The sequence below is a fragment of the Microbacterium sp. NPDC056044 genome, assembly GCF_042267145.1.
Classification (GTDB): Bacteria; Actinomycetota; Actinomycetes; order Actinomycetales; family Microbacteriaceae; genus Microbacterium.
The window spans coordinates 263,452-282,874 of record NZ_JBHJWZ010000002.1; the positions used below are offsets into that span (position 1 = coordinate 263,452).

General features: G+C 72.4%; 17 protein-coding genes. 11 read left to right on the forward strand and 6 right to left on the reverse strand.

The genetic code is table 11. The annotated features are described in order from the left end of the window. Positions 1–53 precede the first annotated feature (53 nt). Positions 54–4,115: an HtaA domain-containing protein gene (locus tag ACFC1I_RS06275; RefSeq protein ID WP_376007101.1), complete on the reverse strand. Its 4,062-nt coding sequence runs from the start codon at positions 4,113–4,115 to the stop codon at positions 54–56. Between the two features lie 166 nt (positions 4,116–4,281). Between ACFC1I_RS06275 and ACFC1I_RS06280 the strand changes: the two genes are divergently transcribed. From ACFC1I_RS06280 to ACFC1I_RS06290, 3 genes are read left to right on the forward strand one after another with little or no spacing between them, the layout of a single operon-like run. Then, positions 4,282–5,451, forward strand: a complete 1,170-nt coding sequence (locus ACFC1I_RS06280) for a hemin ABC transporter substrate-binding protein (RefSeq protein ID WP_376007103.1) — start codon at positions 4,282–4,284, stop codon at positions 5,449–5,451. Between the two features lie 8 nt (positions 5,452–5,459). Further along, a complete protein-coding gene (locus tag ACFC1I_RS06285) occupies positions 5,460–6,566 on the forward strand; it encodes a FecCD family ABC transporter permease (protein WP_376007105.1) in 1,107 nt (368 codons plus the stop codon). A gap of 5 nt (positions 6,567–6,571) precedes the next feature. Beyond that, the gene (locus tag ACFC1I_RS06290; RefSeq protein ID WP_376007107.1) at positions 6,572–7,387 is read left to right on the forward strand and encodes a heme ABC transporter ATP-binding protein; all 816 of its coding nucleotides are present in this window, start codon (positions 6,572–6,574) and stop codon (positions 7,385–7,387) included. 10 nt (positions 7,388–7,397) lie between these two features. On the opposite strand, the gene ACFC1I_RS06295 is transcribed toward ACFC1I_RS06290, so the two are convergent. Next, positions 7,398–7,766 (reverse strand): sterol carrier family protein, encoded by a 369-nt coding sequence (locus ACFC1I_RS06295; RefSeq protein WP_376007109.1) that lies wholly within the window; start codon positions 7,764–7,766, stop codon positions 7,398–7,400. A gap of 194 nt (positions 7,767–7,960) precedes the next feature. Here ACFC1I_RS06295 and purD point away from each other — a divergent pair, with 194 nt between their 5' ends. From purD to ACFC1I_RS06325, 6 genes are all read left to right on the forward strand, one after another. Continuing rightward, on the forward strand, positions 7,961–9,235 hold the full coding sequence (gene purD / locus ACFC1I_RS06300; protein ID WP_376007111.1) for a phosphoribosylamine--glycine ligase: 1,275 nt from the start codon (positions 7,961–7,963) through the stop codon (positions 9,233–9,235). 3 nt (positions 9,236–9,238) lie between these two features. Then, the gene (locus ACFC1I_RS06305) at positions 9,239–9,625 is read left to right on the forward strand and encodes a hypothetical protein (protein ID WP_376007113.1); all 387 of its coding nucleotides are present in this window, start codon (positions 9,239–9,241) and stop codon (positions 9,623–9,625) included. Positions 9,626–9,695: 70 nt separating this feature from the next. Further along, positions 9,696–10,904 carry an L-2-hydroxyglutarate oxidase gene (gene lhgO, locus ACFC1I_RS06310; protein ID WP_376007115.1) on the forward strand — a complete coding sequence of 403 codons (1,209 nt, stop codon included), beginning with the start codon at positions 9,696–9,698 and terminating at the stop codon, positions 10,902–10,904. Positions 10,905–10,995: 91 nt separating this feature from the next. Further along, entirely contained in the window at positions 10,996–11,685 is a 690-nt protein-coding gene (locus ACFC1I_RS06315) for a DUF2306 domain-containing protein (RefSeq protein WP_376007117.1), read from the forward strand. 4 nt (positions 11,686–11,689) lie between these two features. Further along, entirely contained in the window at positions 11,690–12,820 is a 1,131-nt protein-coding gene (locus ACFC1I_RS06320) for a sensor histidine kinase (protein ID WP_376007119.1), read from the forward strand. Then, on the forward strand, positions 12,817–13,470 hold the full coding sequence (locus tag ACFC1I_RS06325; protein WP_376007122.1) for a response regulator: 654 nt from the start codon (positions 12,817–12,819) through the stop codon (positions 13,468–13,470). The genes ACFC1I_RS06320 and ACFC1I_RS06325 overlap by 4 nt, the downstream gene beginning before the upstream one ends. 176 nt (positions 13,471–13,646) lie before the next feature. Here the strand turns inward: ACFC1I_RS06325 and ACFC1I_RS06330 are convergent, their stop codons facing one another. The 3 genes from ACFC1I_RS06330 to ACFC1I_RS06340 all read right to left on the reverse strand — a co-directional run bounded on the left by ACFC1I_RS06330 (position 13,647) and on the right by ACFC1I_RS06340 (position 16,068). Continuing rightward, on the reverse strand, positions 13,647–13,805 hold the full coding sequence (locus ACFC1I_RS06330; RefSeq protein ID WP_169583593.1) for a hypothetical protein: 159 nt from the start codon (positions 13,803–13,805) through the stop codon (positions 13,647–13,649). A 62-nt stretch (positions 13,806–13,867) separates the two neighbouring features. Next, positions 13,868–15,289, reverse strand: a complete 1,422-nt coding sequence (locus ACFC1I_RS06335; protein WP_376008003.1) for a DHA2 family efflux MFS transporter permease subunit — start codon at positions 15,287–15,289, stop codon at positions 13,868–13,870. 149 nt (positions 15,290–15,438) lie between these two features. Continuing rightward, on the reverse strand, positions 15,439–16,068 hold the full coding sequence (locus tag ACFC1I_RS06340) for a PadR family transcriptional regulator (protein ID WP_376007124.1): 630 nt from the start codon (positions 16,066–16,068) through the stop codon (positions 15,439–15,441). A gap of 92 nt (positions 16,069–16,160) precedes the next feature. Here ACFC1I_RS06340 and ACFC1I_RS06345 point away from each other — a divergent pair, with 92 nt between their 5' ends. Beyond that, positions 16,161–16,514 (forward strand): hypothetical protein, encoded by a 354-nt coding sequence (locus tag ACFC1I_RS06345; RefSeq protein ID WP_376007126.1) that lies wholly within the window; start codon positions 16,161–16,163, stop codon positions 16,512–16,514. A 6-nt stretch (positions 16,515–16,520) separates the two neighbouring features. On the opposite strand, the gene ACFC1I_RS06350 is transcribed toward ACFC1I_RS06345, so the two are convergent. Then, on the reverse strand, positions 16,521–18,308 hold the full coding sequence (locus ACFC1I_RS06350) for a BCCT family transporter (protein WP_376007128.1): 1,788 nt from the start codon (positions 18,306–18,308) through the stop codon (positions 16,521–16,523). 39 nt (positions 18,309–18,347) lie between these two features. Between ACFC1I_RS06350 and ACFC1I_RS06355 the strand changes: the two genes are divergently transcribed. After that, on the forward strand, positions 18,348–19,328 hold the full coding sequence (locus ACFC1I_RS06355; RefSeq protein ID WP_376007130.1) for a phosphoribosylaminoimidazolesuccinocarboxamide synthase: 981 nt from the start codon (positions 18,348–18,350) through the stop codon (positions 19,326–19,328). Positions 19,329–19,423 lie beyond the last annotated feature (95 nt).

Below are 19,423 nucleotides of genomic sequence, written 5' to 3' on the forward strand. Positions count from 1 at the left end.
ACGCCCCGCTCGGAAGCCGAGAGCGGGGCGCCGCCGGAGTGACGGGCCGGGGGTCAGCCGGCCGTCTGGTCTCCGTTGCCGCCGGCCGTCGCGCGGCGGCGGGAGACCACGATCCAGACCACGGCGCCGATCCCGAGCGCCAGGGCGATCCCCACGAGCGCCCACGGCCACACGGGGGCCGAGGTCTGGTCGACGGAGAGGGTCTCTGCCTGAGCCTCGGTGGCCTCGGCCACCGCGACCTCGGGCTCGGCGGGCGTCGCCGCCGCCACCGCGCAGTCCGCGGCGACCGGCAGCACGGCCGACACCGGGTCGAGCTCGTCGCCCGCCGGGTACGTGCCGAAGGCGGCCGCACCGGCGTCGGTCAGGGTCGCCGGCAGCGCGTCGAGCACGAGCCCCTCGTCGGTGACCTCGAGGTCGGGCAGGGCGAACTCGGCGAACCGCACGCCGGCGGCCGTCACCGGCTCACCCGCCTGCGTGGTGCCGATGACGTCGAACACCAGGTACCCGGTGTCGCCCGCCAGCTCCACCCGCGCGTTCGACAGCGTCGTGTCGAGCGCGCCCTGGTGACCCGTGAAGCGGATGCTGCCGCCGTAGGTGACGAGACCGGCTCGGGTCGCAGCATCCACCGCTCCCGTGCCCGCGTTCCAGACGAACTCGGGGTACTCGTACGCGACGTCGGTCAGCTCCCAGCCGCCGCCAGCGATGCCCTCGATGTAGGTGCGGAAGGTCTCCTTGAAGCCCCAGTTCAGGCTCGCGGCTTCGACGAAGCAGCCGGCCGCGATCGCCGCACGGGCGAGCGTGAAACGGATGCCGCGGTCCACGGATCCCTGGAACGTCAGGGTGTGCTCGCCGTCGGCGAGGGTGGCGGGCAGCGCACCCGACCAGGTGGCGTTGCCGGAGGCGTCCGCCGACACCTCGCCGAGGAGCGTCGGCGTCGAGTAGACGACGACCTTGATGCCCTTCTCATTCGGGGTGAAGCCCGACGCCGTCACCGTGACCGGCTCGCCCTTCTGGAGCGCGGCGAGGGTCGCGTCGTCGAGGTCGATGCCCGTCGACGCCGGCGGCGTGGCGGGCAGCGACGTCGTGCGGGTGGTCGACGCGGGAGCCGCGGCGACCGTGCCGGTCGAGCCCGCGGGCGCGGCCGCCGGGACGCCGATCGTGAACGCGAGCTGGTCGAGCTCGGTCGAGAAGCCCTGCAGCACCTGGGTGCGACCGGCCGCGGTCAGCGTCGCCGGCACCCGCGAGTACGAGACCGTGCCGTTGGCGGTGACGCGCACCGCGGAGCCGAGGTCCAGGTTCGCGAACGCGACCTGCGAGCCGCCGCTGGTGACCAGCAGGGTCGCGGCGTCCGCCGAGGTGATCCGCACCTGCGGGTTCGCGATCGTGACGTCGAGCACGCCGCCGTGACCGGTGAAGCGGACCGACCCGTTGTACGAGACGGTGCCCGTGCCGGTCGCCGCGTCATACGTGCTGCCGGTCGCCTGGCCGAACTGGAACTGGCCGCCGGCGCGCGTGGCGCCGCCCGACACCGAGATCGAGCCGTGCGCCGCGCCCTCGGTGATGTACCTCACGAAGCTCGACGAGATCGCCCACGAGAGCGAGCCGCCGTGCTCCGCCGCGGGCGGAGTCACCGGGGTGCCGGGAGTCCCGGGGTCGACCGGCGTCTCGGGCTCGGGCTGAGGCTCGGGGTCGACGGGAGGCTGGGGATCGACCGGCGGCTGGGTTCCGGGGAACAGCTTCTTCCAGTCGCTCGCCGTGAACGGCACATCTGTGCGGGCGTAGATCGTGTCGGGGCCGGGGGTGGAGTGCTGGCGCCACACGATCACCTCGTACTGCTTCGTGCGGTCGAGCTCAGCCGTGGGGGCGACGACCGTGAAGGCCGTCTTGCCGGCGGTGATCACAGGGAACGGCAGCGCGAAGGCGACGTAGCCGCCCGAGCCCGTCAGCTGGGACTCGGTTCCCTTCTCGATGACCGCGGCATAGGCGCCGGGTGCGTCTCCGAGGTTGGTGCCCACGACGCGGATGTTCGCACCCGCGGCGGCCGAGGCATCCTTCACCGACACGTCCAGCGTGGGCACCGTCGGGAACAGCGCCGCCCAGTTCGAGGACGTGAACGGCACGTCGGCGCGCGCGTAGATGGTGTCGGCGGTCGGCGTCGTGTGACCCTCCCAGACGATGACCTCGTACTTCTTCGCGCGGTCGAGCTTCGCGGCGGCTGCGACCAGTGTCTTGTCGAAGGCGCCTCCCGAGATCGCACCGGGCGTCAGCCAGTAGCCGAAGGCAACGTAGCCTCCGCCGGTGCTGACGGCGGCCTCGGTGCCCTTCTCGATGACCGCGGCGTAGGCGCCGGTGATGTCGCCGAACTCGGTGCCGACGACGCGGATGGTCGCACCGGCGGTGGCCGAGGCATCCGTCACCGACACGCCGATGGCGGGGTCGGTGGTCGGGGTCGGGGTGGCGAACGTGAGCGGCGTGTAGGTCTCGAACGGTGCGTAGCTCGCCCCGCTGGCCGGGTAGGTGTAGACACCGTAGTTGCCCGCGAGCAGCTCGGACGCTTCGGTCTTCGACACGGTCAGCGTGGTCTCGAAGGTCCCGTCCGCGGCGATGACGATCCCGCCGGCGGCAGCACCGCCGATCGTGGCCAGGTCGGCCTCGAGAACGGCCATCTTCTGCGACAGCACCTTGCGCGCCGAACCGGCGGCGCCGGCCGACGGCTGCCACACGTCGGCGAACTTGCCGAACACGACATACGAGCCGCCGAACTTGCCCGCCAGCGGCGGACGCGTGCCCGTCGTCGCCGGCGCGTTCGGAACGAACCCGCTCCCCGAGACCGTGATCGTCTCCCCCTCAGGGTTCACACCCGTCGTCTTCGACACCGTCACCGTCGGCGTCGGGGTCGGGGTGGCGAACGTGAGCGGCGTGTAGGTCTCGAACGGGGCATAGCTCGCCCCGCTGGCCGGGTAGGTGTAGACACCGTAGTTGCCCGCGAGCAGCTCGGACGCTTCGGTCTTCGACACGGTCAGCGTGGTCTCGAAGGTGCCGTCCGCGGCGATGACGATCCCGCCGGCGGCAGCACCGCCGATCGTGGCCAGGTCGGCCTCGAGCACGGCCATCTTCTGCGACAGCACCTTGCGTGCCGAACCGGCGGCGCCGGCCGACGGCTGCCACACGTCGGCGAACTTGCCGAACACGACATACGAGCCGCCGAACTTGCCTGCCAGCGGCGGACGCGTGCCCGTCGTCGCCGGCGCGTTCGGAACGAACCCGCTCCCCGAGACCGTGATCGTCTCCCCCTCAGGGTTCACACCCGTCGTCTTCGACACCGTCACCGTCGGCGTCGGGATCTCAGGCTCCACGGGCGGCGCGGTGATCTGGTACGAGACGACCGCAGAGGTCGAGCCGGTGAACGCAGCGGCGTCGGCCGGGGTGAACACCGCCTTCAGCTGCGCGGTTCCCGCGGCGGCGATGCTCGCGGTGATCGGCGTGCCGACGGCGGCGGAGCCGAGCTGCGTCTCACCGTTGAAGTACGAGACGGTTCCGGATGCTGCGGGCTCGACGGTCGCGCCGAGCGTGAAGTCCGCTCCGGCCAGGCTCGAGGCGGCCGGGGCGACGGTCAGCGTCGTGGTCGTCGCGACGGCGGGGAGCGGCTCCCAGGCCAGCGAGGTGCTCGTGTTCTGGCTGCGGTCGGCCATGCCCTGCCCGTGCGCCTTCGACGTGTAGATCGCGTACTGCGCGCCCTCGGCGAAAGCGGGGACCGTGACCTGGACGCTGAAGGCGCCGTCGGCCGTCATGGGCGCGGTGCGCTGGCCACCCGCGGCGTTGTCAGCGTTGCCCGGCGCGATCCACACGACGTCGGCGATCTGCGCGGAGCCCTCATAGAACCCCGCGAGGCCGACCGGCCCGACGCCCAGGTACACGCCGACAGCCTTGCCCGTCGGGGCCGAGACCTCGGTCGAGAAGCCCGAGCCGGTGACGGTGATCGTGCCGCCCGCGCGTGGGGCCTGCGGGGCCGAGACGGCGGGTCCGGCGGCGAAGGCCGGGACGGCGGTGAGGGTTCCTGCCACGACGAGCAGGAAGGCGAGGAGCGCGGCGATGCTCGCGCGACTGCGATCCAAGAACGGCTGCGTATTCACGGGGTGTGTCTCCGGCGCCGCGCACGCCGAGGCGCACCGGCGCATCAGTGCGATTCGGGTTGGGTGATTAGGTTTGGCTAACCTAATGTTGAACTCGAACGTAGGGCACTCTTCCAGCCGACGTCAAGCCTAAGGTAAGGCTCTCCTAATGTTTCGCACCGACTCCTCCCCCCGCGTGTCGACGCGCCTCGCCGGCGGCATCGCACTGCTCGCGGCCGTCATCGCCCTCGCCGGCTGTGCCGCGCCTGCCGCCGAAGCGATCGACGCGGACTGCCCCGCAGCATCCATCCCCCTGGCGTCTCTGGATCTCGCCGAGAACCCCCGCACCGCGACCGGTCCGTCCACCGCCTGCCTGGCGTCGCACGCCATCGAGCCGATCGCGGCCGATGACGCTCCCGACCTGCCGGTGACGGTGACGGATGCTGAGGGCCGCGCGGTCGAGATCACCGATGTCAGCCGCATCCTGCCGGTCGACATCTCGGGCACGATCGCCGCGACCGTGTTCGGGCTGGGGCTCGGCGACGCGGTCGTCGGACGCGACTCGTCGACCTCGTTCGACGGCACCGAGGAACTCCCCGTCGTGACCAAGTCGGGCCACACGCTCAACGCCGAGGCGATCCTCGAGCTCGCGCCGACCGTCATGCTGACCGACACCTCGATCGGCCCGAAGGAGGTGCGCCAGCAGCTGCGCGACGCCGGCGTCGCCGTCGTCGTGGTCTCGAGCGAGCGGCGCGCCGACACCGTGTCCGACCTGGTGGGCGAGATCGCGGCGGCGCTGGGCGTGCCCGGCCGGGGCGACGCGCTCGCGGAGCAGCTCGACGCCGACGTCGTGGCGGCGAGCGCCGAGGCGGCCGAGATCGCGCCGGTGGCAGCATCCGATCGTCCGCGCATGCTGTTCCTGTACGTGCGGGGCAACGCGAACGTGTACTACATCTTCGGCCGCGACTCGGGGGCGGACTCGCTCATCGAAGCGGTCGGCGGTGTCGACGTCGCGAGCGAGATCGGCTGGGAGGGCATGAAGCCCATGACCGCCGAGGCGCTCGTCGCGGCGCAGCCCGACGTGGTCGTCATGATGACCGACGGGCTCGCCTCGGTCGGCGGAGTCGACGGGCTGCTCGATCGCATCCCGGCGCTGCAGCAGACGCCGGCGGGCGAGCACCGCCGTGTCGTCGACATGGCGGATGCCGAGATCCTGAGCTTCGGACCGCGTACGGCGGAGGTCATCCGGGCGCTGGCGCGGGCGGTCTATGCGCCGGGAACCGGTGCGGAGGCCGCCGCGGGCGAGGGGCCCGCCGTGGGCGAGGGGCCCGCGTCGTGACGGGCACGATGACCGCTTCCGAGGTCGAGGCCGCGGAGGACGGGACGGCCGAGGTCGTGACCGAGGTGCCGACGACGCATCGCCGACGCCGGTTCGCGCTCATGACCGCGGGGCTGTCGGTCGCGATCGTGATCGTGGTGGTCGTCTCGCTCGGCCTCGGGCAGTACTGGCTCACGCCGGCACAGGTGCTGGGCGTGCTGCTGCAGGCCGTCGGCATCGACAACACGTGGGCGCCCGAAGCGCCGACCGCGGCGGGCGTGATCCTCGACATCCGGCTCCCCCGCATCGTGCTGGGCCTCCTCGTCGGGGCCGCTCTGGCCGTGTCGGGCGTGCTCATGCAGGCGATCTTCGGCAACCCGCTCGCCGACGCCGCCGTGGTGGGCGTGTCGTCGGGGGCGGCGTTCGGCGCCGCCGCGAGCCTCACGTTCGGGCTCGCGGTGTTCGGCATGTGGACGACCCCCGCCTTCGCCTTCGTCGGCGGACTCATCGCGGTGTTCGCGGTGTACCTGGTCAGCCGATCGGGCGGGCGCACCGAGGTCGTGACGCTGCTGCTCACCGGCATCGCGATCAACGCCATCGCGGGGGCAGGCCTGGCGTTCCTCACGTTCCTCGGCACGACCTCGACCCGCGAGCAGATCGTGTTCTGGCAGCTCGGCAGCCTCAACGGCGCGCTGTGGCAGAACATCGCGCTCGTCGCCCCGCTGGTCGCGATCGGCGTGGCCGCAGCGGTGTTCGTCGCGCGCCGCCTCGACCTCTTCGCCCTCGGCGAGCGCACGGCGCGCCACCTCGGCGTGCGGGTCGAGCTGCTGCGGGTGGTGGTGATCGTCATGGTCGCGCTGCTCGTCTGCGCCGCCGTCGCGTTCGCCGGGATCATCGGCTTCGTCGGGCTCGTCGTCCCCCACCTCATGCGCATGGCGATCGGACCCGCGCACCTGCCGCTCATGGTCACGAGCGCCCTGGGCGGCGCCCTGCTCATCGCCGTCGCCGACCTCATCGCCCGCACGGCGGTGCCGCTCGCCGACCTGCCGATCGGCATGATCACGTCGCTCGTCGGCGGCCCGTTCTTCCTGTGGCTGCTGCTGCGCACACGCCGCAAGGCGGGGGGCTGGGGATGAACGCCATGGTGGATGCCTCGGCCCCTCGTGTCGCTGTGGCTTCGGGGGCCGTGCGCCTCAGCGCCCGCGGCGTGACCGTGACCCCGCAGGGCGCGGCGCGGCCGGTGCTGATCGACGCGGGGATCGACGTCCGCGCGGGTGAGCTCCACGCCCTCGTCGGCCCGAACGGCGCCGGCAAGTCGACGCTGTTCGGGGTGCTCGCGGGCGATGTGACGCCGGATGCCGGCGACGTGAGCCTCGACGGGACGCGGCTGGGCAGCATCCGTCCCCGCCTCCTCGCGCAGCAGCGCGCGGTGCTGCTGCAGCAGAACGCCGTGTCGTTCCCCTTCACGGTGGAGCAGGTCGTGCGCATGGGCCGCGCGCCGTGGGCGCGGACGCCCGCCGAGGACGACGACGACGCCGCTGTCGCGCGCGCGCTCGAGGTGACCGACCTCGTGCCGCTCGCCGGGCGCGGCGTCACGTCGCTGTCGGGCGGCGAGCGTGCACGGGCGGCTCTCGCCCGGGTGCTCGCGCAGGCGTGCGACGTGCTGCTGCTCGACGAGCCGACCGCGGCGCTCGACCTCAAGCATCAGGAGGACGTGCTGCGCATCGCGGCGCATCGCGCCCGCGAGGGTGCGGCCGTGGCCGTGGTGCTGCACGACCTTAACGCGGCGCTCGGCGTCGCCGACCGCGTCACCCTGCTGTCGCGCGGCCGCGTGGTGGCCTCGGGCCCGCCCGCGGAGGTGCTGACGTCGGAGGCGATCGAGGAGGTCTACGGGCAGCGGGTCGACGTGTTCCCGCACCCGGTGTCGGGCACTCCCGTGGTCATGCCCCGCCGCTGATCGGGCCCGCTCAGGGGCGCAGCGGCAGGAGGTCCGAGATGTCGGCACGCGTGCCGGAGGCGACGATGCGGCCCGCGGCCGCGGCATCCGTCCACTGCTCCTTGCCCGTGGCGAGCGCGATCCAGGTCGCGGCGTCGGTCTCGACGACGTTCGGCGGGGTTCCGCGCGTGTGCCGGGGCCCCTCGACGACCTGCACGGCGCCGAACGGCGGCACCCGCACCTCGACCGAGTTGCCCGGCGCCTTCTCTGCCAGCAGCTGCAGCAGATAGCGCACGGCCGTCGCGTTGTCGGTGCGGGCGGGCGGGACGGATGCCTCCACCGCCGCCGCGACCGCGCTCAGGGCGGAACGGCCGTCGTCGGTCGAGATCTTGCGGGCCATCGTGCCAGGCTACGCCGCCCGCGCTGTGCGGGATTCAGTCTGCGCGAGCGGCGCCGAGCGCGCCGGGCGCGCCGGGCGCGCCGGGCGCGCGATTCCGCGGCACCCACGGAGCGCCCGGCTTTCCTGGACTGAATCCCGAACGGCACCTCCGACCACCCGAAACCACGCCGAGGGCCGCCGGTAGTCTGGACGACGTGAAGATCCTGGTTCTCGGCTCGGGCGCGCGGGAGCACGCCATCATCCTGGCGCTGCGGTCGGAGGAGGCCGAACACGAGATCTTCGCGGCCCCCGGCAACGCCGGGATCGGGCAGGATGCGCAACTCGTCGCCCTCGACCAGAACGACCCCGTGGCGGTCAGCCAGTTCGCGATCGACAACGACATCGCGCTCGTCATCATCGGCCCGGAGGCCCCGCTCGTCGCGGGCGTCGCCGATGCGGTGCGCACGCGCGGCATCCCGGCGTTCGGGCCCGGCAAGGAGGCCGCGCAGCTCGAGGGATCGAAGACGTTCGCGAAGCGGATCATGGATGCCGCCGGGGTTCCGACCGGCCGCGCCGTGCGCGCGCACACACGCGCCGAGGTCGAGGCCGCGTTCGATCAGCTCGGCGCTCCGCACGTCGTCAAGGCCGACGGCCTCGCCGCCGGAAAGGGCGTCATCGTGACGAGCGACCGCGACGCCGCCCTCGCGCACGCCGACGAGTACCTGCCCTCGGGCGCCGTGCTCGTCGAGGAGTTCCTGGCCGGCCCCGAGGTCTCGCTCTTCTTCCTCAGCGACGGCGACCACGTGCTGCCGCTCAGCCCCGCCCAGGACTACAAGCGCCTGCTCGACGGCGACGAGGGCCCCAACACCGGCGGCATGGGCGCGTACTCGCCGCTCCCCTGGCTCGACGGCAGGTTCGGCAGCGAGCGCGAGTTCGTGGAGCTCGTCACGCGCGACATCGCCGAGCCCGTGATCCGTCAATTGGATGCTGAGGGCACCCCTTTCATCGGACTCCTCTACGCAGGCCTCATCCTGACGGAGGACGGCGTGAAGGTCATCGAGTTCAACGCCCGCTTCGGCGACCCCGAGACCCAGGTCGTGCTGCCGCGGCTCGTCGACCCGCTGTCGGAGCTGCTGCTGGCGGCAGCTTCCGGTCACCTCGAGGATCTCCCCCTCCCGGCCTTCGCCAACGACGTCGCCGTGACGGTCGTGCTCGCGAGCGAGGGCTATCCCGCGTCGCCGCTCACCGGGCGCACGCTGACCAACCTGCGCGACGCCGAAGCGGTCGAGGGGGTGCACCTCGCCCACGCCGCCACGGCCGAGACCGACGGAGGCCTCGTCGCCACCGGCGGCCGCGTGCTCAACGTCGTCGGCGTCGGCACCACCTTCGTCGAGGCCCGCGAGCGCGCCTACCGGGCCTTGGGCGCGATCGGCCTCGAAGGCGGCCAGCACCGCTCCGACATCGCCGCGCGCGTCGCAGAAGGGCTCTGACGCATGCGCCGGCGCGTGGGGACCGTCGCGATCGGCCTGCTGCTCGTCGGCGGGGTGGTCACCGGGTGCGCGGGCGGCATCGACATCGACGCCCCGGGCACCGAGCTGATGGACCAGGCGCACCAGGTCGCCGACGAGGCCCTCGTGGCCGCCGCGACGACCGGGCTCCAGGCCCTGCAGGCGAGCGGCGCGGTCACCGAGGACGCGGTGCGCGATGCGCTCGAGAAGGTCGGCGCCGCCGAGGTCGAGACCCGCGTCGCCGGCGACACGCTGCTGTTCGGCGCCGAGGTCTCGGGTGGGTGCGTGTACGGCTCGGTCGGCGCCTCGGGCACCGTCTCGATCGACCTCGGTGGCGTGAACGCCGACGGCGGATGCGTCCGCGAGCCGTGATCGGCGCGCTGCCCGCGGCCGCGGCGAGGGGCGTCGACGAGATCCGTCCCGTGCCCGTGAGGATCCTCGGATGACGCCCACGACCCGGCGGACCGGGATCGTCGGCGGCGGCATCGTGGGGGTCGCCCTGGCCCGTGCGTTGAGTGCGCGCGGCGACGAAGTGACGGTGCTCGAGAAGGAATCGCGGCTGTCGCAGCACCAGACGGGGCACAACTCCGGGGTGGTGCACGCGGGCCTGTACTACAAGCCGGGGTCGCTGAAGGCGACGCTGTGCGCGGCGGGGCGGGTGTCGATCCGGGAGTTCTGCGAGGCGAAGGGACTGCCGTACCGGGAGGTCGGCAAGCTCGTCGTGGCGGTCGACGAGTCCGAGCTCGGCGCGCTGGCCGAGATCGAGCGGCGGTCGCTCGAGAACGGCGTGCCCGATCTGACCCGCATCGACGACCTGGAGCGGCTGCGCGAGATCGAGCCGCACGTCGCCGGGGTCGCGGCGGTGCATTCGCCGCACACCGCGGTGGTCGACTACGCCAGCATCACCGAGGCGATGGCGCAGGACGTCCGCGCCGCCGGCGGGCAGGTGCGGCTCGGCCACGAGGTCACGGCGATGACACGCGAGAACGGCCGGGTGCGGGTCGTGACGCCGGTGTCGGAGGACGTGTTCGACCGGGTCATCGTGTGCGCCGGGCTGCAGTCCGACGTGGTCGCACGGTTCGTGGGCGCCGATCCGTCGCCGAAGATCCTGCCCTTCCGCGGCGAGTACTGGGAGCTCGCGCCCGAGCGCACCGACCTGGTCAAGGGCATGATCTACCCGGTGCCGGACCCGCGGTTCCCGTTCCTCGGCGTGCATTTCACCCGAGGCGTGTACGACAACGTGCACGTCGGCCCGAACGCGGTGCCCGCGCTGGCTCGCGAGGGCTACAACTGGCTGCAGTGGTCGGCGAAGGACACGATCGAGTCGCTCCGCTGGCCGGGCGCATGGCCGCTCGCGAAGCAGCACTGGCGGATGGGCGTCGACGAGATCTCGGGGTCCCTGATCAAGCCGCTGTACTTCCGCAAGGCGCGCCGGTTCATCCCCGAGCTGCGCGCGTCGGACCTGTCGCACAAGCACGGCGCCGGGGTGCGCGCGCAGGCGTGGGGCCGCGCCGGTGAGCTGCTCGACGACTTCGCGGTCGACCAGGTCGGCCCGGTCACGCTGCTGCGCAACGCCCCCTCGCCCGCCGCCACCAGCTCGATCGCGATCGCCGAGTACGTCATCGCGCACTACCTCGACGCGCCGCGCTGACCGCCGGCACCGCAGGATCGGCCGATCGGACGAGGCGTTTCGAGCCGGGCGGGCGAAGCGGCGCAGCATCCGTCCTCGCCAACATGGCGACATGACAACCACCACCTCGCGCGGCTCCCGGCCGGAATGGCTCGTGCCCGCCGGTCTGATCGCGCTGAGCCTCGTGCCGATGATCGCCGGCTCGGCCCGGCTCACGCAGCTCGCCACCGGCGCCGCGGTCACCGCCGAGAACGCCCGGTTCTTCGACTCGCCGATCCCGGTGGTCGCGCACATCGTCGGGTCGAGCGTGTTCCTTCTGCTCGGCGCGCTGCAGTTCGCGCCCTCGCTGCGCCGCCGGCGCTGGCACCGCATCGCCGGCCGCGTCGTCGCTCCCGCAGGGCTGGTCTCGGCCCTGTCGGCCCTGTGGATGACCGTGTTCTATGAGATGCCGGCAGCCGTCACGGGTCCGGGCCTCGCGGCCGTGCGGATCGTGCTCGGCACGGCCATGGCCGCGGCGATCGTGCTCGCGTTCGTCGCGATCCGCCGGGGGGACGTGCGCACCCACAGCGCGTGGATGACGCGCGCCTACGCGATCGGCCTCGGCGCGGGCACGCAGGTGCTCGTGTTCCTGCCGTACACGCTCCTCGCGGGCACGCCCGCACCCCTCACGCACACGCTGCTCATGAGCGCCGGCTGGGTGATCAACCTCGCGGTCGCCGAGGTCGTGATCCGGCGGCGCGCCCGCACCGCGCGCCGCCGCACCGGAGCCCCGCTGGCGGCGACCGGTGCCCGCCTATCATGAGGGCATGACGAGCCCCGTCCGCGCGCTCTGGGATGCGCCCGCGGCGGTTCCGGCGCCGCCCCGGCGGGTCTGGCGCGACTGGGTGCTCGTCGGCGTGATCCCGGCGCTGGCGGTGGTCGAGGCATCCGTCCGCACCGACGTTCCGTGGCGCTGGCTGTGGGCCATCGTGCTCGCCGCGCTCGCCCCGACGCTGCTGTGGCGCCGGGCGCGCCCGTTCACGATGCTCGCGATCGCGTTCGCCGTCGGCACCACCGTGGGCCTCGCGACGGCGGGCGACCCGCAGCTGTTCACGACGGCGTACTTCCTGATCCTGCTGTACGCGGTGTTCCGGTGGGGATCCGGACGGGCCATGATCGCGGGCGGCGCGATCGTCGTGATCGGGATGCTGCTCACCTTCGTCGCGACGCCGCCCGAGGTCGCCGACGTCATCGGCGGCGTGGCCGTGGCGGTGACGACGGCGACGCTCGGCCTCGCGGTGCGGTGGCGGCGCCGGGCCCGCACACGCGAGCTCGAGCAGGTGCGGCTGCTCGAGCGCGAGCAGCTCGCCCGCGACCTGCACGACACCGTCGCCCACCACGTGTCGGCGATCGCGATCCAGGCGCAGGCGGGCACCGCGGTGGCCGCGACCGACCCGGGCGCGACGCTGCGGGTGCTGCACGCGATCGAGGCCGAGGCGACCCGCACGCTCCGCGAGATGCGCGCGATGGTGGGCGTGCTGCGTACGCCCGACGACGCGCTCGCGCCGACCCCCGGGCTCGCCGAGATCCGCTCTCTGGAGCGAGTGGATGCTGCGTCCCCGGCCGTCGTCGTTACCCTCGACGGCGACCTCGACACGGTGCCGCAGGCCGTCGCGGCCGCGGTGTTCCGCATCGCCCAGGAGGCCGTGACGAACGCCCGACGTCATGCCCGCGGAGCCACGCGGATCGAGGTGGGCGTCAAGGTCGACGCCGGCGGCGTGAGACTCGAGGTGCGCGACGACGGCGGGGGCGCAGCATCCACTCCGTCGTTCGGCTACGGGATCACCGGCATGCGGGAGCGCGCGGCGCTGCTCGGAGGGACGTGCGACGCGGGCCCCGCGCCCGGCGGCGGCTGGGTCGTCGCGGCGACGCTCCCCCGGGCAGGATGGACCGCATGACCGTGCGCGTGCTGGTGGCCGACGACCAGGACCTCGTGCGCACGGGGCTGCGGATGATCCTCGACGCGCAGCCCGACATCGAGGTGGTCGGCGAGGCCGCCGACGGCGCCGAGGCGGTCGCTCTCGCGCGGAGTCTGCGGCCCGACGTGTGCCTGCTCGACATCAGGATGCCCGTGATGGACGGGCTCGCGGCGACCCGCGCCCTCGCCGGGCCTGACGTCGCCGATCCGATCCCGGTCGTGGTCATCACGACGTTCGACCTCGACGAGTACGTCTACGAGGCGCTGCGCTCGGGCGCGCGGGGCTTCCTCCTCAAGGACGCCGGCGCGGTGCTGCTCGCCGAGGCCGTGCGCGCGGCCGCCCGCGGCGATGCGCTCATCGATCCGAACGTCACGGTGCGGCTCATCGAGGCCTTCGCGGGGGCGGCGCCGCAGCCGCCGACGCCGCCGTCGAGCCCGCTCACTGAACGCGAGGAAGCAGTGCTCGCCGGGGTCGCCCGGGGCCTCGGCAACAGCGAGATCGGCGACGAGCTGCACGTCTCGCTGAGCACCGTGAAGACCCATCTCGCGAGCATCATGACCAAGCTCGACGCCCGCAACCGCGTCGAGCTCGCGATCTGGGCTCACGAACGCGGCCGCGGCCGGCGCTGAGCCGCGAGCGACCGAGCGGACCGAGCGGACCGAGCGGACCGAGCGCCGCGCGCACCGAACGCCGAGCGCACAGAGAAGGACGCCGGCGCCGTGTGCTGGGGGACAACGGGGCCGGCGTCCTGACGCCCGGGATCGAGGAGGACCCGGCAGGCGTCGCGAGACCTGAGCTGGGGGACTCAGGTCTGACGGCGGATGAAGCGCATCAGCCACGCGATCACGGCGATGACGATGATCACGAGGCCGATCCACAGCAAGAACTTGGCTGCTTCGATGAACACGCCCAACAGCAGCAGGACGATTCCGACGATGAGCAGGATCACTGCGAGTCCGGTCATGTGACCATGGTGGGACGCGCCGCTCGCACCGGCCAACCTCTTGACAAGCTGCCGATTCGGGGTTAGTCGGCAGCGACGCCGCTGGCTGCCTGCCACTCCTCGGTGGACGTGGTCTTCGGCCGGCGCAGGAACAGCACCACGACCACACCGACGAGCATGACCGCGGCCGGCAGCAGGATCGCCTGCGCCATCGCCTGGCTGAACCCGTCGACGACGAACGGCGGGAGCGTGCCCTCGCCGAAGCCGCCCGGGGCGTCCGACGCGCCGGGCAGGTTCGCCTCGAGGCGCGCCTGCATGAAGGCGGCGATGGAGGCCGAGCCGATCACCGAGCCGATGGTCCGCGTGGTGTTGTAGATGCCCGCGCCGGCACCGGCCTGCCGCGGCGGCAGGTTGCGCGTCGCGGTGGTCGCGAGCGGACCCCACATGCCGGCGTTGCCGATGCCCATGAGCGCCGACGGGAGCAGGAACATCCAGATCGGGGTGTCGACGTTCATCAGCGACGAGTACCAGAACAGCGAGCCGGCGACCATGAGCAGGCCGGGCACCAGCAGGAACCGCGGGTCGGTGCGGTCGAGGAGGCGACCGGCGAACGGCGCGCCGACGCCCGAGAGCACGGCCATCGGGATGAGCAGCAGCGCCGACTGCGTCGGGGTGAGCCCGCGCGCGAGCTGGATGAAGAACATCAGCGGCAGCGACATGCTCGTCACGGTGAACCCGACGATCGCGATGCCCATGTTCGAGACCGAGAAGTTGCGGTCGCGGAAGAGCGGCAGCGGCACGAGCGGCTCGTTCTTGGTGCGTGCCTGCGTCCAGACGAAGAGCGCCATGACGGCGACACCGCCCGCGATCATCGCCCACACCCACGGCGCCCAGTCGAACTTCTCGCCCTCCTGCAGCCCGAAGACGATGAGGAAGAGGCCGACGGCGCTCAGCACGACCCCGACGATGTCGAACCGGTGCGGGTGCGTCTCGAGCTTGGGCACCAGGATCCACGCCATCACGAACGCGATGATGCCGACCGGGATGTTGATGAAGAAGATCCACTCCCAGCCGAGGCCGTCGACCAGCAGCCCGCCGGCGAGCGGCCCGACGAGGGTCGCGACACCGGCGGTCGCGCCCCACAGACCCATCGCCGCGCCACGGCGGTTCGGCGGGAAGGTGCGCGTGATCACGGCCATCGTCTGCGGCGTCATGAGCGCCGCACCGAGACCCTGCACCGCGCGGGCGATGATCAGCATCTCGAGCGTGCCCGACAGCCCGCACCACAGCGACGCGAGCGTGAAGACCGTGAGGCCGATCAGGTAGATGTTCTTCGGCCCGAACCGGTCGCCGAGGCGTCCGGTGATGAGCAGCGGCACCGCGTACGCGAGCAGGTACGCCGAGGTGACCCACACGACGTTGTCGAGGTTGTTGGTGTTCGGGTCGAGCGCCGCCTTGATGGCGGGGTTCGCGACCGAGACGATCGTCGTGTCGACGAGGATCATGAAGAACCCGATGACCAGCGCCCAGAGGGCGGGCCACGGGCTGTGCGGCTTGTGTCCGGCGGCATAGGCGCCGGTGGGCGGGTGGGTCGCGGAGGCGGTTCCGGATGCTGCGGCCGCCGTGCGGCGGGAGTCCGGGGCGTCGGGGGTGGTCACTGTCGTGCTGCCTTTCTCTGGGCGAGATAGCGTTCCGAGGGGGTCGGGGCGGGCCCCCAGGCGAACTCGGGATCGGTGATGCGCGGGATGATCTCGTCCATCCACGCCAGCTCGGCGCGGAGGAGCGCGAGCTCGCGGTCGATCTCGATGAGGTATTGCGCGGGAACGCCCTTCTCCATGGCGACCGCGAGGCCGTCGGCGAGGGCCTCGAGCGCCGCGGCGAGCGCATCGCGCCGGGCCTCGAGCAGCTCGATCGCCTCGGCGCGATCCAGTCCGTGCACCTCGGCGAGCGCGACCCGGAACTCGGCCGGCCGGTCCACGCGCGGCAGCTCGCGACGCACCCATTCGAGCACCGCGGCGGCGCCGGCATCCGTCTGCGTATAGGTGGTGCGCTCGGGGCGGTTGCCGTCGCGGTCGACGCCGACCTCGGCGATGAGTCCCGCCCGTTCGAGCCGGCCGACGGTGTGGTAGACCGTGCCGTTGGTGATCGTCACGAGCCGGTCGTCGCGGCGGAAGTGCATCAGCCGGATCATCTCGTACGGGTGCATGTCCCCCTCGCTCAGCAGGGCGAGCACGGCCACCCCGAGCGGGGTCAGTCGGGCGACGGCATCCTTCACGGTGATCACTCCAAGTCGATTAGTCCACGTGGACTATACGCTTCTTCGTCGCGAGGTGCACCTCTCGCGCGGTGTCGGTGGGGCGTCGTACGGTGAGGGTCATGGCAGACAAGGGCGCCGCCCGCAGGGAGAAGTTCCCCGCGTCCTACGCGATCTTCGACCCGATCGTGGCGGAGTGGACGACCCGCCCCGACGTCGCGCTCGGCGCGATGTTCGGCTCCGAGGGGCTGAACGTCCGGGGCAAGGTGTTCGCGTTCGTGACGTTCGACGGCGAGCTGATGGTGAAGCTCCCCGAGAAGCGCGTCGGCGAACTGGCCGAGGCGGGTGAAGCCCAGCCGGCCGTCATGCGCGGCAGACCGATGCGCGAATGGGCGACCGCGGGGACGGATGCTGCGGCCCGCTGGCCTGCGCTCGTCGCCGAGGCGTTCGCGCACGTCGACGAGATCACGCCATAGGGCGCGTCAGGGGGTGTCGGGGTCGCGCGGGTCGCCGGATGCGGCGTCGAGCGGGGTCGTGTCGGCAGGATCGGCGCGATCGGCGCGATCGGCCGACACGGATGCCGCAGCGGCCGCGCTCGACGGATCCGGCCCCCGGCGGCGCGGGCGCCAGCGGCCGAAGACCCCGCGCTGGGTGGGCTCCTCGACCTCGAGGCCGTAGTAGCGCCCGATCTGATCGCGGAACTGCGCGCGCTCGGCCTTGTCGTACGCGCGGATCTCGCGGCGGAACGCGATGACCGTGGCCCAGCAGATCGCGATCATGACGAGGCTGAACGGCAGCGCGATGCTGATCGCCGCGGTCTGCAATGCCTGAAGCCCGCCGGCGAACAGCAGCGTGAGCGCGATGAGCGCGGTGGCGAGCGTGAAGAACACGCGCACCCAGCGCTTGGGCTCAGCCTGACCGCCCGTGGCGAGCATGCTCATGACGAGCGAGCCGGAGTCGGCCGACGTCACGAAGAAGATGCCGATGAGGATGATCACGCCGACCGTCACGATGGCGGAGCCCGGCACTTCGGCGAGCATCGAGAACAGGGCGGTCTCGACCTGGACGGCGCCGTCCGCCCCGGTGAGGTCGGCCTGGCCGGTGAGCTCGAGCCAGATGGCCGTGCCGCCCAGCACGCTGAACCAGAGGATGCCCACGAGCGTCGGCACGAGGATCACTCCGGTGACGAACTCGCGCACGGTCCGGCCGCGCGAGACGCGCGCGATGAAGACGCCGACGAAGGGGGCCCACGAGATCCACCAGCCCCAATAGAACGTCGTCCAGTTGCCCTGCCAGGCGAGCCCCTCGGCACCCGTGTAGGCGTTGAGATTGAACGACAGCGCGATGAAGTTCTGCAGGTATGCGCCGATCGACTGCACGAACTCCCGCAGCAGGAAGGCCGTCGGCCCGGTCGCGAGCAGGTACACCAGCAGCGCGGCGGCGAGGATGAGGTTGAAGTTCGAGAGCCACTTCATCCCTCGCGCGACGCCCGACAGCACCGACCACAGCACCATCGCCGTGATGATCGCGATGATGATCGTCTGCGCGAGCGGCGTGGCCTCGATCACGCCGAGCGCCTCGAGCCCGGCGCTGATCTGCAGGACGCCCAGCCCGAGCGAGGTCGCGACGCCGAAGATCGTGCCGACGAGCGCCGCCGCATCGATGACGTGACCCCAGCCGCCGCGGACGCGATCGGCGCCGAGCACGGGCTCGAGCGCCCAGCGGATCGTCATCGGCCGCTTGCGGCGGTGGAAGGCGTACGCGAGCGCGAGGCCCACCACGACATAGATCGACCACGCGTGCACGCCCCAGTGCAGGTAGGTCTGCGACATCGCGGCCTGTGCGAGCTGCGCGGGCGTGCCCTCGACGCCCGGTCGCGGGCTCGTGAAGTGACTCAGCGGCTCGCTCACCCCGTAGAAGACGAGTCCGATGCCCATGCCGGCGGCGAACAGCAGCGAGAACCACGACATCACCGAGAACTCCGGCTCGTCGTCGTCGGCGCCGAGCTTGATCGACCCGAACCGGCCGAAGCCCATCACGAGGGCGAAGGCGACGAACAGCGCAGCGATCAGCACGTAGTACCAGTTGAACCCGGCGACGATCGCGGCCTGCACGGTGCCGAACGTCCGCTCCGCCGTCTCCGGCACGACGAGCGCGAACACGATGAAGGCGATCGCGATACCCGCGGCGGGCCAGAACACCCAGCGCTCGATCGTCGGCCGGCGGTCGGCGGCGGTGGCGGGCTCGGACTGATCGGATGCCTCGGTCACTGTTCCAGGCTAGCGAGCGGCGTCTGTCCAGGCGGGATAATGGGTCGGGTGACGGCTATCCCCACCCCCACGACCGAGCTCGCCGGCTGGCGCCACGCCTACTCCGGCAAGGTGCGCGACCTCTACGTTCCGGCGGACACGCCCGAGGGGGCGACGCCCGAGCGCATGCTCGTCGTGGCGAGCGACCGCGTCAGCGCGTTCGACCACGTGCTGTCGCCGGGCATTGCGGGCAAGGGCGAGCTGCTCACCACCCTCAGCCTGTGGTGGTTCGACCGGCTCGCCGGCGCGGACGGGGGCCGCAGCATCCCGAATCATCTCGCCGCCTCGCACGCGCTCACCCTCGGCGCCGACGGCGAAGCCAACACCCCCGACGACCTGAAGAGCCTGATCCCCGACGCCGTCACGGGGCGCGCGATGGTCGTGAAGAGCCTCGACATGCTGCCGATCGAGTGCGTCGTGCGCGGATACCTCACCGGGTCGGGCTGGGCGGAGTACCGCGAGAACGGCACGGTGTGCGGCATCGCGCTGCCCGAGGGTCTGTCGAACGGCGACCGGCTGCCCGAGCCGATCTACACCCCCGCGTACAAGGCGCCGCTGGGCGAGCACGACGAGAACATCTCGTACGAGCGCACCGTCGAGCTCGTCGGCGCCGAGCGCGCGGCCGAGCTGCGCGACCTCTCGCTCGAGATCTACGCGCGCGCGGCCGCGACGGCCGAGGCGCACGGCGTGATCCTGGCCGACACGAAGTTCGAGTTCGGCCTCGACGCCAACGGCGTGCTGACGCTGGCCGACGAGGTGCTCACGAGCGACTCGTCACGATATTGGGATGCTGCGGCCTGGGCCTCCGGCACCACTCCCGCAGAGCGCATGGCGAGCTTCGACAAGCAGATCGTGCGCGACTGGCTCGCCGCGAACTGGCCGGCGCCGCGCGAGGGCGAGCCGCCGGCGCTGCCCGCCGACATCGTCGAGCGCACCACCGCCCGCTACCGCGAGCTGCTCGAGCGCCTCACCGCCGCCTGACACCGCGGCGGGGCATCCCGCATCCCGCTGTCTGGGCGTCCGGCGCGCTCGCCTGGGCTGGGCGTCCGGCGTGCGGCGTCCGGCGCGTTTGCTTC